16 protein-coding genes are annotated in these 14,370 nt (G+C 66.1%); 9 read left to right on the top strand and 7 right to left on the bottom strand.

The features are described from left to right. Window positions 1–36: 36 nt before the first annotated feature. Together M2428_RS16475 and M2428_RS16470 are read left to right on the top strand one after the other, a co-directional pair. Window positions 37–696 (top strand): MSMEG_4193 family putative phosphomutase, encoded by a 660-nt coding sequence (locus tag M2428_RS16475; RefSeq protein ID WP_277527031.1) that lies wholly within the window; start codon window positions 37–39, stop codon window positions 694–696. 13 nt (window positions 697–709) lie between these two features. Continuing rightward, on the top strand, window positions 710–1,411 hold the full coding sequence (locus tag M2428_RS16470) for an SCO1664 family protein (protein WP_277527030.1): 702 nt from the start codon (window positions 710–712) through the stop codon (window positions 1,409–1,411). An 87-nt stretch (window positions 1,412–1,498) separates the two neighbouring features. Here M2428_RS16470 and M2428_RS16465 read toward each other — a convergent pair whose 3' ends face one another. After that, window positions 1,499–2,770 carry an FAD-dependent oxidoreductase gene (locus M2428_RS16465; protein WP_277527029.1) on the bottom strand — a complete coding sequence of 424 codons (1,272 nt, stop codon included), beginning with the start codon at window positions 2,768–2,770 and terminating at the stop codon, window positions 1,499–1,501. After that, window positions 2,763–4,121, bottom strand: a complete 1,359-nt coding sequence (locus M2428_RS16460; protein WP_277527028.1) for an aromatic acid/H+ symport family MFS transporter — start codon at window positions 4,119–4,121, stop codon at window positions 2,763–2,765. Before M2428_RS16460 ends, M2428_RS16465 begins: the two co-directional genes overlap by 8 nt. A gap of 49 nt (window positions 4,122–4,170) precedes the next feature. Here M2428_RS16460 and M2428_RS16455 point away from each other — a divergent pair, with 49 nt between their 5' ends. From M2428_RS16455 to M2428_RS16435, 5 genes are all read left to right on the top strand, one after another. Continuing rightward, window positions 4,171–4,992, top strand: coding sequence for an IclR family transcriptional regulator (locus M2428_RS16455; RefSeq protein ID WP_277527027.1), 822 nt, complete (start codon window positions 4,171–4,173; stop codon window positions 4,990–4,992). Window positions 4,993–5,112: 120 nt separating this feature from the next. After that, window positions 5,113–6,246: a cupin domain-containing protein gene (locus tag M2428_RS16450; protein ID WP_277527026.1), complete on the top strand. Its 1,134-nt coding sequence runs from the start codon at window positions 5,113–5,115 to the stop codon at window positions 6,244–6,246. After that, complete coding sequence (locus M2428_RS16445; protein ID WP_277527025.1) at window positions 6,243–7,067, top strand: fumarylacetoacetate hydrolase family protein; 825 nt, start codon at window positions 6,243–6,245, stop codon at window positions 7,065–7,067. The genes M2428_RS16450 and M2428_RS16445 overlap by 4 nt, the downstream gene beginning before the upstream one ends. After that, window positions 7,067–7,825: a maleylpyruvate isomerase family mycothiol-dependent enzyme gene (locus M2428_RS16440; protein WP_277527024.1), complete on the top strand. Its 759-nt coding sequence runs from the start codon at window positions 7,067–7,069 to the stop codon at window positions 7,823–7,825. Before M2428_RS16445 ends, M2428_RS16440 begins: the two co-directional genes overlap by 1 nt. 133 nt (window positions 7,826–7,958) lie before the next feature. Continuing rightward, window positions 7,959–8,771, top strand: a complete 813-nt coding sequence (locus M2428_RS16435) for an alpha/beta hydrolase (RefSeq protein WP_277527023.1) — start codon at window positions 7,959–7,961, stop codon at window positions 8,769–8,771. Between the two features lie 29 nt (window positions 8,772–8,800). Here M2428_RS16435 and M2428_RS16430 read toward each other — a convergent pair whose 3' ends face one another. Further along, window positions 8,801–8,992 carry a hypothetical protein gene (locus M2428_RS16430; protein ID WP_277527022.1) on the bottom strand — a complete coding sequence of 64 codons (192 nt, stop codon included), beginning with the start codon at window positions 8,990–8,992 and terminating at the stop codon, window positions 8,801–8,803. A gap of 203 nt (window positions 8,993–9,195) precedes the next feature. Between M2428_RS16430 and M2428_RS16425 the strand changes: the two genes are divergently transcribed. Further along, window positions 9,196–9,441, top strand: a complete 246-nt coding sequence (locus M2428_RS16425; RefSeq protein WP_277527021.1) for a zinc-binding dehydrogenase — start codon at window positions 9,196–9,198, stop codon at window positions 9,439–9,441. 39 nt (window positions 9,442–9,480) lie between these two features. On the opposite strand, the gene M2428_RS16420 is transcribed toward M2428_RS16425, so the two are convergent. Next, entirely contained in the window at window positions 9,481–10,581 is a 1,101-nt protein-coding gene (locus tag M2428_RS16420; protein ID WP_277527020.1) for an ATP-binding protein, read from the bottom strand. A gap of 270 nt (window positions 10,582–10,851) precedes the next feature. On the opposite strand from M2428_RS16420, the gene M2428_RS16415 reads away from it, so the two are divergent. Next, entirely contained in the window at window positions 10,852–11,670 is an 819-nt protein-coding gene (locus M2428_RS16415) for a CPBP family intramembrane glutamic endopeptidase (RefSeq protein WP_277527019.1), read from the top strand. A 46-nt stretch (window positions 11,671–11,716) separates the two neighbouring features. Here the strand turns inward: M2428_RS16415 and M2428_RS16410 are convergent, their stop codons facing one another. The 3 genes from M2428_RS16410 to M2428_RS16400 form a co-directional block, all read right to left on the bottom strand. Beyond that, window positions 11,717–13,153, bottom strand: coding sequence for an MFS transporter (locus M2428_RS16410; protein ID WP_277527018.1), 1,437 nt, complete (start codon window positions 13,151–13,153; stop codon window positions 11,717–11,719). An 89-nt stretch (window positions 13,154–13,242) separates the two neighbouring features. Beyond that, window positions 13,243–13,716 carry a MarR family transcriptional regulator gene (locus M2428_RS16405; RefSeq protein ID WP_277527017.1) on the bottom strand — a complete coding sequence of 158 codons (474 nt, stop codon included), beginning with the start codon at window positions 13,714–13,716 and terminating at the stop codon, window positions 13,243–13,245. 38 nt (window positions 13,717–13,754) lie between these two features. Beyond that, window positions 13,755–14,369 (bottom strand): TetR/AcrR family transcriptional regulator, encoded by a 615-nt coding sequence (locus tag M2428_RS16400; RefSeq protein WP_277527016.1) that lies wholly within the window; start codon window positions 14,367–14,369, stop codon window positions 13,755–13,757. Between the last annotated feature and the right edge of the window lies 1 nt (window position 14,370).

The raw sequence follows: 14,370 nt of genomic DNA, 5'->3' as shown, positions 1-14,370 counted from the left end.
GCTCGGGCGGGGCCCCTGCCGCTACGCTTAGTGCTGATGACTGCAGCAGCGCCGTCGGCACCCGCGGCACCCCAGGCCACGCTCATTCTTTTGGTGCGCCACGGGCAGACACCTACGACGGGGACGGTGCTGCCGGGGCGGGCCCCGGGACTGCACCTTTCAGGCCAGGGCCGGGCCCAGGCTGAACGGGTCGCGGAACGGCTCGCGGGTCTTCCCATCGATGCCATCTATTCCTCTCCGTTGGAGCGCACCCGCGAGACTGCAGAGCCCACGGCAGTCTGCACCGGGCTCGAGGTTCATGAGAACGCCGGCCTCATCGAGTGTGACTTCGGCGAGTGGACCGGAGCCGCGCTCGCCGAATTGGCGGGCCTGCCGCAGTGGCAGACCGTGCAGCACACCCCGTCGGCCTTCCGCTTCCCGAACGGGGAGAGCTTCGCGCAGATGCAAGCTCGAATGGTCGGAACGCTGGAGGCACTGTGCGCCGCTCACGCCGGGGGCGTCGTCGTGTGCTTCTCCCACGCCGATCCGATCAAGGCCGCCGTTGCCCACGCCCTTGGCACCCATCTGGACCACTTCCAGCGGATCGTCATCAGCCCGGGCTCGGTCTCGGCCATCTCGTATGTGGAGGGTCAGGCGCCCGCCGTGCTCATGGTGAACGCGACCCTGGAACCGTTGAGCGGACTGAGGAAGTCATGAAAAGGGACGGACAGTGTCGGAACGGGAGCTGACACTGCTCGTAGAGGGCCGCATCGAACTGCTCGGACGCATCCCGCGCGGCAGCAACGCGGCGTTCCTTGTCGAGGTCTCTTGCGGGGCCGATTCGGTTTACGCGGTCTACAAGCCGGAGACCGGAGAACGGCCGCTGATCGACTTTGAGCCCGGGCTCTACCGCCGGGAACGCGCGGCCTATCTGCTCAGCGAATACCTGGGATGGGGAATCGTCCCGCCGACGGTGATCCGCGAGGACTCGCCCATGGGGGTCGGCTCGCTTCAGCTGTTCGTCGAGTGCGACTTCGGCGAGCACTATTTCACCCTGTATGCGGACTCCCCCGAGACCCACCACAGGCTGTTGCAGATCGCCCTGTTCGATTGTGTCGCGAACAACACCGACCGCAAGAGCGGGCACGTGCTCCGCGGCCATGACGGAACGGTGTGGGGCATCGATCATGGACTGTGCTTCTCGGCGGGCTTCAAACTGCGCACCGTGATCTGGGACTTCGCCGGTGTTCCCATCCCTGGAGCCCTTCTCGAAGGCATCGCTCCGCTCGCAGAGGCCGTGCCGGGCGACATGGCGGAGCTTCTCGACGTTGCCGAGGTCACCGCCCTGCGGCGCCGGGTGCGGCGCTTGCTGCACCAAGGTGTGCTCCCGGTTGACCGCACCGGCATGCGCTACCCGTGGCCGCTGGTATAGGAACGCACCGCGGACCGGCTCCTGGATGGAGCCGGTCCGCAGCGCGTGGTGGGTTGGCCGGTGTGCCAGCCGGGGATCCGTTCGGGATCAGGCAGAAACCCGGTCCGCCAGACTCGGCTGGGCAGCGCGAACTGCCGGCACGCCGTCGCCGGTCTGGCCGTACAGCCAGTCGTTGTACCGGAAGTCGTTGTCCTTCCGGCTCTTGAAGAGGAGGTTGCGCAGCGTCCGGGCCAGCCCGGAAACGTGCCAGGATTCGCCCCAGATACGGGCGGTGCGCTGGACCTGGGCGGTTCGGCCGGCGCGGACGTTGTTGAATTCCTTGATGGCGTCCTCCCAGCCGTCCGGGTTGACTCCGTCCGCGGTGAACACGGTGCCGCTGCTGGCGTCCTGCAGGACGGCTGCGTCCTCGAGCGCCTGGCAGGCGCCCTGGGCCAGGTACTGCAGCATCGGGTGCGCGGCGTCGCCCATCAGCACCATCCGGCCCGCCACCCAGTTTTCGGTCGGATCGCGATCGTACATGGGCCAGCGCATGCTGGTGCCCAGGTTCTTCAGCGCATCCTGGACGGCCGGAACGCAATCCTTGTACGCCGCCTCGAGCTCGTCCACTCCCCCGTACTGCTCCTCGCCGCGTTCGAACGAGGCCGACTTGAAGACGGCCACGGTGTTCAGCAGCTTGCCCTTGCGCAGCGGGTACTGCACCAGGTGGCAATCCGGTCCGAGGTAGACGATGACGTCCTCGAGGTCAGCCTTGGGCGTGTTTTCGGTGATCGGCACGGTGCCGCGGTAGGCGACGTAGGCCGAGGGCACGGGTTCATCATTGGCGACCAGCGGGCGCAGAGTGGACTTGAGCCCGTCGGCGCCGATCACGACGTCGGCCTCGTAGTCCACCCCGGCGGCGGTGTGGGCCACACCGCGGCCGTTCACGGTTTCAACACTCTCGACCATGACGTCATTGACCAGCTTGACGCCCGCGGCCTCGCAGCCTTCGAGCAGGACCCGGTGCAGGTCGCTGCGGTGGATCACGACGTACGGGGCACCGTAGCGCTCCTCGAATTCCCCGCCGAGGCTCTGGCGCGTGAGTTCCTCGCCGGTGACGGCGTCGCGGAACACCAGGTGCTTGGGCTGGACGCCGATTTCCAGGGCCTTTTCCAGCAGGCCCCAGCGCTTCAGGACGCGGGAGGCGTTGGGGGCCATCTGCAGCCCCGCGCCGACCTCGCCGAATTCGGGGGCCCGCTCCACGAGCGTGACGTTGGCGCCGTTTTCACGCAGCGCGAGGGCTCCGGCCAGTCCGGCCATTCCCCCTCCGATGACGAGGACATCGGTGGACAGGACATCGGTGGACGGGGCGTGCTCAGACATTGCTTGCTCCTGTTGGTGAGGATGGGGTTGAGGATTTTGACTTGAGTTTGCGGCCGACGGCGGCCAGCAGGACCGCGGCGACGGCGGCTGCGCCGGCGAAGGCGAGGAAGTTGGAATTGACGCCGAGTCCGGCGGCCAGCAGGAGGCCGCCGATCTGGGGTGCGGCGACGGCGCCGATGCGGCCCGTCCCGAGTGCCCAGCCCAGCGCGGTCCCGCGCAGGTGCCCGGGATAGTGGCTCGCGACGGCGGCGATGATCAGGCACTGCGTGCCGTGGGTGCCGACGCCGGCGAGGACCAGCATGAGGTACACGACGGTGACCGGCGGTCCCGTCACCAGGACCAGGAGCCCGGCGGCGGCGACGGCGGCCGCGGCGATCGCCGTCGGGATCGGACCGAAGCGGGTTCCGGCCCAGGCGGTGATCACCGAGCCGGCTACCGCACCCAGGTTGAGGGCCAGGGCGAAGGTCAGTGCGGACCCCAGGTTGTAGCCGGCCAATTGCATGAGGTTGGGCAGCCAGGTGCCCAGCCCGTACCAGGCGAACAGGGTGGCGATCGTCGCAAGGGCGAACAGCAGGCTAACTCCCAAGTACGGGGCGCGGAGCAGGGACTTGAAGCCGATCGGCTCCTCGATGGTTCGGCCGCTGCCGGCTGCCTTGCGGGCTGCCTTGCCTGTTGCGCTGCCCGTGGCGTTGACGGGGGCGAGCGTTTCCGGAAGGTATCTCAGACCGAGCGGGACCACGATCATCAGTGCGAGTACGGCCACGAGGAACATGGACTCCCAACCGAAGGCGGGGATCAGCTGGATGCCGACGAGGGCGGCGATGGACCCGCCGATCGGGACGCCGGACATCATCAGGGTGGCAATGGTGGACCGCCATTTGGTGGGGACCAGTTCGGCAACGAGGGCGTTCGCCGAGGGCACCAGGCCGCCGAGTCCGATGCCCGCGAGGAGCCGCAGCCCCCCGAAGACGGCTGCGCTGGGGGCGAAGGCGCAGAGGATGGTGAAAATCGAGAAGACGATGGCACAGCCCAGGATGGTGCGGCGGCGGCCCCACGAGTCGGCCATCCGGCCGGCGAAGATCGCCCCGATCATCATGCCGACGAAGGCCATGGAACCAATGGTCCCGGCGGTGGCCTTGGTCAGCCCCCAACCGGTCTCGGAGATCAGGGAGGACTGGACCGTGCCGTAGACGATCAGGTCGTAGCCATCGAAGACCACCAACAGCCAGCAGACCAGGACAGCGGCTGCCGAGCCTTTGGAGAACCGTGATGCAGGCCCACCAACGGTAGAGGGAGCAGGGGCCCCCGGCGAAGACCGTTGCGGCACTGCAACAGATTGTGTGTGATTCATGCCACTCACTGTCCTAGCCGCCGCAGGTGAACCACAATACAATTCTGATGTGCAGAACAACCCATCCGGCAGAGCAGCCCGCAAGCCCGTTCAGAAACGGCCCACCTATTCCATCGAGGCGGTGGACAACGCGCTGCAGCTCCTCCAGCTGCTCCGCGACGGCGGAGCACTCCGGCTCAAGGACGCCGCCGACGAGCTGGGGGTGGCCCCGTCCACCGCCCACCGCCTTTTGGCCATGCTGGTCTACCGGGGATTCGCCGTGCAGGATGAAACCCGCCGCTATGTCCCCGGCCCGGCTATGGGGGTCGGGCCGGCGGGCCTGAGCTGGACCCGGCTGCTCCGCTCGCTCGCCCAGCCGCACATGGAGCTGCTCTCGGCGCACCTCAACGAGACGGTGAACCTCATGGTGCGGGTGGGGACGAAAGTGCGCTTCCTGGCGACGGTGGAAGGGGACAATGTGCTGCGGGTTGGTGACCGGCAGGGGACGGTGATGCCCGCCAACAAGACGTCCGGAGGCAAGGCCATGCTCGCCGAACTGGAACCGCCGATGATCGGCCAGCTGTTCCGCAGTAACAATGCCGAGATTGGCGGGGACACCATTCCGGCCGCGGAGTACCCGGCGTTCCTGCGCGAGCTTGAATCCATCCGCAGCAACGGATTCGCGGCCAATTTCGAAGGCACCGAGGAGGGCGTGAGCGCGCTCGGCATGACCCTGCACAACCGGCACGGGCACGTGGTCGGCGCGCTCACCGTCGCCACTCCCGCGACCCGCTTCCGCCGCGTGTTTGACGCCGGACTGGTCCCCGCCCTGCGGGAAACCTGCCGGCAGCTGGAGATCGATATCGCGGCAAACCCGGCCGAGCCGGACTGAGTGCCGCGGCGGCTAGTCGCGGGACAATTCTGACTAGCAGAATATGCTGGGGGTCACCCGCCGGCATCCGTAGAGTCGAACCACGCCAACGAACTGTTCTGACCTACCGAGGAGGCCCACGTGTCCATCAGCGCCGAGAACACGACTCACGAATCAGTGGCCGCGGGGCACACTGCTCCGGAGCCGACGCCTGAAGAGGCCGCCCAGCTCAAGGAGCTGTACCGGGATTTTGACCGCGAAAACCTGATCCCGCTCTGGACCGAGATCGCGGACCTCATGCCGATGGTCCCGACCCCCAAGGCGGTGCCCCACGTCTGGCGGTGGAGCGACCTGTACCCGCTGGCCGCCCGTGCCGGGGATCTGGTTCCCGTTGGCCGGGGCGGCGAACGCCGGGCCATTGCCCTGGCCAACCCCGGCCTGGCCGGAACACCGTACGCCACCCCAACGCTGTGGGCGGCCATCCAGTACCTCGGTGCCCGCGAAACGGCACCCGAACACCGGCACTCCCAGAACGCGTTCCGCTTCGTCGTCGAGGGCGAAGGCGTCTGGACTGTGGTGAACGGGGACCCGGTGCGGATGTCCCGCGGCGACTTCCTCCTGACCCCGGGCTGGAACTTCCACGGCCACCACAACGACACCGATGAACCGATGGCCTGGATCGACGGCCTGGACATCCCGTTCGTGCACTACGCCGACGCCGGCTTCTTCGAGTTCGGCACCGAGCGTGTCACCGACGAGGCCACCCCGGACATCTCCCGCTCCGAGCGGCTCTGGGCCCATCCGGGCCTTCGCCCGCTCTCCGGGCTGGACGACACCACGAGCTCCCCCATCGCGGCCTACCGGTGGGAACACACGGACCGCGCACTGGCCGAGCAGTTGCTGCTCGAGGACGAGGGCCACCCGGCCACCGTATCCCAGGGCCACGCCGCCGTCCGCTACACCAACCCCACCACGGGCGGGGATGTGATGCCGACCATCCGGGCCGAATTCCACCGCCTCCGCGCCGGCGCCGCCACCGAGAGCCTCCGCGAGGTCGGCTCCAGTGTCTGGCAGGTCTTCGAAGGGTCCGGCTCCGTGGTCCTGAACGGCGAAACCAGAAACCTGGCGAAGGGCGACCTCTTCGTGGTCCCGTCCTGGCAGGAATGGTCGCTGCAGGCCGAGACCGAGTTCGATCTCTTCCGCTTCAGCGACGCCCCCATTTTCGAACGACTGAACTTCAACCGCACCTACATCGAAGGACGCAAGAACGCATGAGACTCCTCACCCTCCGCACTGACAACGGAACCAAGGCTGTCCGCCAGGACGGCGACACCCTGACCGAGATCGACGGCTTTGCCGACGTCGGAGAGCTGCTCCGTTCAAGCGACTGGGAAGCCACCGCGAAGGCAGCGAACGGCGCCACCCACCCGGCCGAAGGCGCGGACCTCGACGCCGTCGTCCCCTCCCCCGGCAAGATCATCTGCGTGGGCCACAACTACCGCAACCACATCAAGGAAATGGGCCGGGAAGTCCCCGAGTTCCCCACCCTGTTCGCCAAGTACCAGGAGTCCCTGATCGGCCCGAACGATGACCTGGCCCTGCCGCAGGAATCCGACGCCGTCGACTGGGAAGCCGAACTCGCCGTCGTGATCGGCAGGAAGGGCCGCCGGATCAGCGTAGCCGACGCCCCCGACCACATCGCCGGCTACGCCGTCCTGAACGACGTGTCCATGCGCGACTACCAGTTCCGCACCATCCAGTGGCTGCAGGGCAAGACCTGGGAAAAGTCCACCCCGTTCGGCCCGGCCCTGGTCACCAAGGACGAATTCACCGCCGGCCCGCTGATGACCTCCGCGGTCGACGGCGAAATCCAGCAGCAGACCCCCACCGGCGACCTCGTCTTCACCCCCGAGTACCTGGTCTCCTACATCTCCACCATCATCACGCTGAACCCGGGCGATGTTATCGCCACCGGTACCCCCGGCGGCGTGGGCCACGCCCAGGACCCCAAGCGCTACCTGCAGGAGGGCCAGATCCTGGTCACCACCATCGAAGGACTGGGCCAGCTGAAGAACCGCGTGGTCAAGGAAGCCTGATGGTTGCCCGCCAGGACCAGACGACGGATCCGGAGCTGCTCGCGGCCCTGCTGCAGGCACGGCGGGGCACGGCGTTCTTCGCCCGCAAGCTCAACGAGCTCTCCGACGGGGAGCTCGACGGCGATTCGCTGCTGCCGGGCTGGACCCGCCGCCACATCACCGCACACGTCGGCTACAACGCCCGGGCCATCGCCCGGCTGGTCGAGTGGGCGGCTACCGGCCTGGAAACCCCGATGTATGCCTCCACCGCGGTCCGGGACCACGAGATCGACTTCGGCGCCACGCTGAGCCCGATCGCGCTGCGGCACCTCTTTGATCACTCCGCCGTGCACCTGAACGTCGAATGGCGGGACCTGCCCGGGGACGCCTGGCACCATAAAGTCCGCACCATCCAGGGCCGGGAAGTCCCTGCCACCGAAACGGTCTGGATGCGCACCCGGGAAGTCTGGATGCACGCCGTGGACCTGGACAACGGCGCCAGCTTCGCTGATATCCCGGCACCCGTGCTGGAGCGGCTTCTGGCTGACATCACCGGCGCCTGGAAGACCCGCGGCACGGACGCCGGCCTGGTGGTCGAGGTATCGGACCGCGGCCTCAGCTTCGGTGACACGACGTCGGACACCTCCACGTTGGTCTCCGGACCGCTGGCCGCCGTCGTGGAATGGGCCGCCGGCCGGGGCAGCGGCGGTGTTACCGCCACAGGGCCCGGCGCTGCAGCCACAAACGGTAAGGTTCCGGCCGCGCCGAAATGGATCTGAGCCCGTCAAAGCACTGATTCCGCGACGGCGCCAGGCAGTTGAGGGCACCTGGACGGAGCCTACAGCGAAGGTCTCGTCCAGGCCGCACCAACAACCGCCGCCAGGAAGCCGCGACGCGACCTACACTGTCTGGATGGAGGCTACGGTCAGCGGAGTGCCAGTGCATTACGCCGAACACGGCAGCGGCACGCCGGTCCTCGCCCTGCACGGCGCTGGCGTGGATCATCGCGAGATCGCAGGAGCCCTTGAACCGATATTCCGTGTCGCTCCCGGCTTCCGCCGGCTGTATCCGGACCTGCCGGGGATGGGCCTAACGCCGGCGCCCGTGACGATCAATAGCAACGATGACGTCCTGGACATCCTGCTCGGCCTGATCGACAGCACCATTGGTGATGAACCGTTTCTTGTCATGGGGCAGTCGTACGGCGGGTACTTAGCCCGCGCGGTCGCCAATCGGAGACCTGAGCAGGTGGTCGGGCTGGCGTTAATCTGCCCGGTTGGCGCGCATACCCGTAACGTGCCCGCGCACGAGGTTCTCGTTTCGTCGGCCGAACTGACCGGCAAACTGAGCCCGGAGCTCGAAGCTTCCTACCGCAGCTACTTCGTGGTGCAGACGGCGGAGACACTGCGCCGGTTCCAGCAGTTCGTGGCTCCCGCGGCGTCCCTCGTTGACGAGCCGGGCCTGATGCGGATCTTTTCGCACTGGGAGCTGCGGGATCTCCCGGAGGCTGCGGCTACCTATTCCCATCCTGTGTTAATTCTTGCAGGGCGACAGGATGCCACGGCCGGGTACACGGGGCCGTGGGAGCTGGTGGAGCACTACCCCCGGGCCAACTTTGCTGTACTCGATCGCGCCGGCCACGCGCTGTTGCACGAGCAACCCGCCCTCACGCAGGCCCTGGTTATCGAATGGCTCGCCCGGGTGCGTGAGCTCTCCGGGCCATGAACCGTCGGCTGCGCCCAATACTGCCGGTTTCACCCGTTCAGCCCTCGGTTCCGGTCGTGCAGCATCTTGATCCGTTCTTTTTGGGCGGCAGCGTCCAACGGACCCACCAGCGCCAGGTACAGGCCGAGGGCAATGTAGAACGCGGTCCAGAAGTCGAGGAATGTCATCAGGACTAGATCCAGCACCACGGCCCCGAGGAATCCGATCGATGCCCACTTCATCAGCCGCCGCATTTTTGGCGGCCGTGTTTCGTTCGCCTTCACCTACAGCCTCCACGGGCCGGCTTCCTGTCCCTGTTGCCGAGGAGGGACGATTTCCCGTTTCCCCCCACAATTCCGGTGAAAATTCCGGGTGATACCGACGGATCCGGGCAAACACGTCAAGAGTCGGAACTTCCTCGGCGAGAGCCTTGCGAGGTTCACTTTTGACGCCGGTTCCCCTGGTTGCGGCTCATAAGACAGATGGTGCCACCTCGCGCCCGCGTGGGATAGGGACTTCTTGCCGGACTTCCGCTTCCGTCCCGGCACGAAACGCCAAGAGCGAGCAGGCCGTCAGCGACGGCACCGCAACCGTCCCCATCGGCAAGGTGTACACCCTCGATGACATCGTCCAGGCCCACACCGACATGGAGGAAAGCCGCGCCAGCGGCAAACTCGTCGTCACCACCTGAAAGCCTCTCTGCGGACCGGCAGGAACAGCAGCGCGCCGACTAATTCCGGTTCGGGTGCGCGGTGAGGTATTCGCGGAGGCCCGGGATGGCATAGCTCACGCGTCCGTGGCCGGTTGCTTCGATGAGTCCGGCGTCGATGAGGCGGGTTCGGTAGTTGCCGACGGCGTTGGGTCGCAGGCCGGTGCGGTTGCCGATGTCCAGGGTTGCCGAGGGGCCGGAGTCTTCCGCCATGGCCTGGAGGAAGTCGCGGTCTCTGGCGGAGGTGGTGGACAGCGCAGCCTCAATGACCATGCGTTCGTTGCGCCGCCGGGCAGCGGTCACTGCGCGGTCAACCGCGGGGGCGTCGAGACTGTTGCCCGCTTTTTCGGCTTCTTGCCAAAGGTGATAGCCGACTAGCTGGATGAGGAAGGGATAGCCTCCGGTTGCTTCGGCAGCAGCCTTGGCCAGGTGCGGGGTCAGCCCAATGCTTGCGCCGGTGAAGGTTTCGGAGAAGGAGCGTTCGACTTCGGCGATGGATGCGGCGTGGAGGTCGATGCGGTCTGCCCGGCGAAGAAAGGTGGCCACGCCCTCGTTCAGCAGATCCGATACGGCGGCGGGAGGGCCGGCAAAGACGAGTCCGATGGGGAGGCCCTCGCGGATGAAGTGCTGGACGTCGGCGGCGAGGCGTGAGAGTTCGGGCCTGTCGGCGGCGTGGATCTCGTCGACCGTGATGATCAGCCCCGTGCCCTTAGCGGCCAGAAGCCGCAGGAGAGTCACTCCACGGGCACGCCAGTCGACCTGTTCTTCAGGACCGAGCTGTGTGGTGACGGAGAACCCTGCCAACGACACTGCCGTGATCCGCCGCCCGGTCGGCCCGTCTCCAAGATCGTCCGTCAGCCGGCGCATGGATTCCCCGATTCGCCCGACAAAGCCGTTGGTGGCTGTTTCGGAGATAACCGCCCAGCCGCTGCGGAGCGCCAGATCTTCAGCGGCACCGAGCATCACGGTCTTGCCAATGCCCCGGGCCCCGGTGAAAATGGTCAGCAGCCCGGGCGCTCCTGATCCGATGCGCAGTCCATAGGCGAATTCATCCAGGACTCCCCCGCGGCCGATGAGGTCAGGTGGCGTTGCTCCCGCCGTGGGTCGAAAGGGGTTCTCCACGCCAGCTCCTGTGAATCCTTGTGTATCTTGTGAATCTTGTGAATCTTTACCTTAGCTCAGCATCTACGCTGCCAGGTTGCCAGCCGACGACGGCGGGCCGAGCCCACCGGCGAGGCGCCTTAGGTAAAACAATCGACGGCGGCACGCACCTTTTCGGTGCGTACCGCCGTCGTACTTCCCTGGCTGAACCGGTGAGCCGGCCGCCCGTGCCCCAAAGGTGACTGCCTATAAACCGTTTCGCGCCGCGGAGGGCACTGGCATGCTTGTGGGGTGACATCAGTCTCGACGGAAGGTCAACGTACCGCGCTCAGTTGGAAGCTGCTGCCAGCGGTGCTGGTCTCGCTGTCCGGAGTGGTGTTATTCGGCGTCGAGAACGACGCGCTTGGCTACGGCATTCTTGTCATGGGCCTGGCCACTGCGGCTTTCATCGACCGCGAGTTGACGCGGCACCTCGCGCTGATCGCGGCGGGAATGGTCATCATCAGCATGGTGGCACTGAACGCTGACTTGAGCATCCAACACATGATCCTCATGGGCAGCGCCCTCGCCTTGGCCGTGCTGGTTCCGTGGCTGGTGTCGCGGTTCGTCTACGGCGAGAAGATCATCAAATTTCCGGTGAACACCGGCCGTAAATGGCCGATGATCGCGAGGCTGTACCTGATCGGCGTGGTCCTGCTCGGATACTTCATTCTGCCCGCCTACCTGATCAGCACCGGGGTGTACCAAAACTGGCCGGATCCATCTGACCCAACGACCTTCTGGCGCCTCTTTCTTGGAGTGAACGCCGTTGGTATCTGGGACGAACTGTTCTTCATCTGCACCGCGTTCGCGCTGCTGCGGCGGCATTTTCCAGACTGGCTGGCCAACATCCTTCAAGCCGTAATCTTCTCGTCCTTTCTTTGGGAGATCGGCTACCAGGCGTGGGGGCCGCTTCTGACGTTTCCGTTCGCATTACTGCAGGGCTACACCTTCAAGCTGACGAAGTCCCTCACCTACGTCGTGACCGTGCACCTAACCTTCGACTTCGTGCTGTTCCTCGCACTGGTACACGCCCACAACCGCGACTGGCTGCCGATCTTCCTGTACTGAGTCCATGGCGGCCGGGAAGGTCGGCGACCTCGGCTTCGCGGGCCGGTCAGGCGCCTTCGGTGCCGGTGAATTTCTTGCGGTCGATGGTGATGAGAAGCAGGGCGACGGGGACGATCAGGATCGCCACGCCCGCAGCCCAAAGGAAGACCGCCGCGTAGCCGCTCGAGAGGGCCGCCGGCGACACGCCTCCGGCTGTCGCTGTAACTGCGATAGTGCTGAACAGGGCGATGCCCAGGGAGCCGCCGATCTGCTGCGAGGCGTTGACCAAGGCGCTGGCAACACCGGAATCATCCTTGTCCACGCCGAACAGGGCCAGGTTCTGCATGGGGACGAAGACCATGCCCAGCCCCACGCCCATGAGAAGCAAGGCGGGCAGCATGTTGACGAGGTAGTTGCCCTCGGCGCTGACCTGCGTGAGCCAGAGCATGGCAGCGGCCATGAAGACCGGGCCCGTGGCCGTCGGGATCTTGGCACCCAGTTTCGGCAGGTTCTTCGCGACGAGGCCCGCCGTGATGATCAGCGCCACCGTCATGGGCAGGGAAGCAAGCCCGGCGAGGAACGGTGCGAAGCCAAGCACGATCTGGATGTAGAAGTTGATGAAGAGAATGCCGCCAATCAGGACCGCGCCGGACAGGAAAGAGGCCAGGAACGCTGCTCCTCGGTTGCGCTCGGTGACCACGCGCAGCGGCAGAAGCGGATGCTTGACTGTGGCCTCGACCAGGACAAAGAGTGCCATGAGAACGCCGCCGGCCGCAATGAATCCCCAGGCTTCGGGGGCATCCCAGCCGTGCTCGGCATTGGTGAAGCCGTACACAAGGGAGCCCAGTCCCAGGGCGGCCAGGATGACGCCGGGCCAGTCGTATTTGGTGGACCCCTGGGCGTTGCTTTCAGTCACCAGGAACCACACGCCGGCGAGGGCGATGATGGCGATCGGCACGTTCACGAAGAAGCACCAGCGCCACGTCACGTGTTCTGTCAGGAACCCGCCCAGCAGGACGCCGACGGCGGCACCGACACCGGTGATGGAGCCGAAGATCGCGAACGCCGTGCCGCGATCCTTTCCGCCCGGGAAGGCGACAGTCAGCAGCGCCAGGGCAGCGGGGGCCAGCAGCGCAGCGAAGATGCCCTGCAGGGCGCGTGCGCCGATCAGTTCCCACGGCTGTTGTGCGATGCCGCCGATCAGTGACGCGGCGGCGAAGCCTACGGCGGCCACAATGAAGGTCCGTTTGCGACCCCAGAAGTCCACGATTCGGCCGCCGAGCAGCAGGAAAGCGCCGAAGGCCAAGGCGTAGGCCGTGACCACCCAGGAACGCGTCGAGTCGTTGATCCCCATCTCGATCTGGAGACTCGGCAGTGCCAAGTTCACGATGGTGCCGTCCAAGACCACCATGAACTGCGCGAGGGCCAGGAACACCAGCGCCCACCAAACGCTCCTGGGCCTGCCCGCCTGCCCTACGCCCTCAACTGCTAACTGTGTTGCCATGCCCAAGATCATCCTCCAAAGTAGTAATACTTATAAAAGTATAACTACTATCGATCAGCGCTTACGGCAGCTAAGGGGTGTGATGCGCCCTACTCTGGCTCGGCCAGAATCGAGGCGAGGCGCTGCAGTGCCGGCAGGCTGGCGGCGATTTGATCGCGTTCCTCGGGCAGCAGTCGGGAACTCGCCGAGGTCAGCGCTTCCGCCCAGGCGCCCTCGAGCAGCGCGTTGATCCGCTGGGATTCCGCCGTGGGATGAAGGGCGACGTAGCGCTTATCTGCGGCGTCGCGGGTGCGGGTGACGAGGCCCGCGGCCACCAGTTCCCGGAGCTGGACGCTGACGTTGCTGAACTGCCGGCCGAGGCGTGAGGCGACGTCCGCCACGGTGATGCCGGGGTGGTTCTCAATGACGCGGAGGATTTCCAGCACGCCGTTAGACAGCGGCCGGACGCCGGTGTCATTGTGCGATTTCCGGCGAATATCGGAAGAAATGTCTATCACCGAGACGGCAAGGGATCGGTGGTCCATAGCCTTCACCGGCCCGTCAGCTGCGCCAATACTTTCCATTGCATAAGCATAGGCTTTCTCGTTTCGTGACGGCCGGCTTAGTCCTCAGCGCACAGCAGGTGGTACCAGTTGTCGGCAAGCACCTCGAGGGCGTGTTCGCGGTTTGGTTCAAACTTGCGGCGTGTCCAGAGCGTGGCAACGTAGTCCAGTGAGGTGAAGGCGAGGGTTCCGCGGATGTGGTGCGTCTCCTCCGAGAAGCGCCCGGCCAGCTTCATCCCGCGGACCAGGTCTGAAATGACCTCCTCATGCCATCCGTCAACCATGGTGCGCACCTCACGGTCGACGGCGGCGGCCTCGTCGAGCACGTCGAGGTAGGGGCGGAAGACCGGCCAGAGAGCCGCCCGTGACTCCAGCCACGCCAGGATGCCCGGTAGCTCGCCCGCGCGCACCACGTCAACGAGGTCCGGCGCAGTGGAGCCGCTCCCTGGGGCGTCGGCACGGTCCAGCACCGCGTTGACCCGCGCCATGAAGTCCCTCATCAGATCAACGCGTGAGGGGTAGTAGGCGTAGAAGGTGGCCCTGGTGGTGCCGGCCGCCGCAGCGATCTCGTCGATGGTGGTCGGGGCGTAACCCTTCTCGGTAAAGAGCTCAAGCGCGCGCTCCACAATCATGTCGCGGGTGAGTTTCTTCTGGGCTTCTCTCAACGACGACATA

The organism is Arthrobacter sp. ES3-54 (assembly GCF_029504395.1).
In the GTDB taxonomy this organism is placed as follows: Bacteria; Actinomycetota; Actinomycetes; order Actinomycetales; family Micrococcaceae; genus Arthrobacter.
This window is presented reverse-complemented; position numbering and strand designations above follow the sequence as displayed.

Excerpts from the sequence above, each read along its gene's own strand:
- M2428_RS16475 (WP_277527031.1), top strand. The coding sequence starts at position 37 with ATGACTGCAGCAGCGCCGTCGGCACCCGCGGCACCCCAGGCCACGCTC.
- M2428_RS16465 (WP_277527029.1), bottom strand. The coding sequence starts at position 2,770 with ATGTCTGAGCACGCCCCGTCCACCGATGTCCTGTCCACCGATGTCCTC.
- M2428_RS16460 (WP_277527028.1), bottom strand. The coding sequence starts at position 4,121 with ATGAATCACACACAATCTGTTGCAGTGCCGCAACGGTCTTCGCCGGGG.
- M2428_RS16445 (WP_277527025.1), top strand. The coding sequence starts at position 6,243 with ATGAGACTCCTCACCCTCCGCACTGACAACGGAACCAAGGCTGTCCGC.
- M2428_RS16440 (WP_277527024.1), top strand. The coding sequence starts at position 7,067 with ATGGTTGCCCGCCAGGACCAGACGACGGATCCGGAGCTGCTCGCGGCC.
- M2428_RS16435 (WP_277527023.1), top strand. The coding sequence starts at position 7,959 with ATGGAGGCTACGGTCAGCGGAGTGCCAGTGCATTACGCCGAACACGGC.
- M2428_RS16430 (WP_277527022.1), bottom strand. The coding sequence starts at position 8,992 with ATGAAGTGGGCATCGATCGGATTCCTCGGGGCCGTGGTGCTGGATCTA.
- M2428_RS16410 (WP_277527018.1), bottom strand. The coding sequence starts at position 13,153 with ATGGCAACACAGTTAGCAGTTGAGGGCGTAGGGCAGGCGGGCAGGCCC.
- M2428_RS16405 (WP_277527017.1), bottom strand. The coding sequence starts at position 13,716 with ATGGAAAGTATTGGCGCAGCTGACGGGCCGGTGAAGGCTATGGACCAC.
- M2428_RS16400 (WP_277527016.1), bottom strand. The coding sequence starts at position 14,369 with ATGTCGTCGTTGAGAGAAGCCCAGAAGAAACTCACCCGCGACATGATT.